Raw genomic sequence first — 301 nt, forward strand, 5'->3', positions numbered from 1 at the left:
TTATCCCCAATTCGATTGTATCGACCAGTTAGATAAGCTGCCCGAGCACGGTAAGAGCCATAGATCGATGTATTGTTTTGATTCGCATCCTGATCATGTTCAACATAGCCTCCCCAGCCAAATGAACCAATTTGTGGTTCTGATAAGCCGAATATTTCTTGACGGTAACTCAGCCTGCCAGCATCACTAGATACACTTGTAATCGCATTCACTCGGGTAGATGGCGTATAGCGCAGCGCAAAGTAAATGCCATAATCCTTACGGTTTTCATAATCTTTATACGCTGATGCATAAAAGCCCC

General features: G+C 43.9%; 1 pseudogene. It reads right to left on the reverse strand.

The annotated features are described in order from the left end of the window. Positions 1–301, reverse strand: a pseudogene (locus UC75_RS20315) (fimbrial biogenesis outer membrane usher protein); the annotation flags it as partial.

Source organism: Acinetobacter sp. V2, assembly GCF_001188385.1.
GTDB classification, from domain to species: Bacteria; Pseudomonadota; Gammaproteobacteria; order Pseudomonadales; family Moraxellaceae; genus Acinetobacter; species Acinetobacter oleivorans.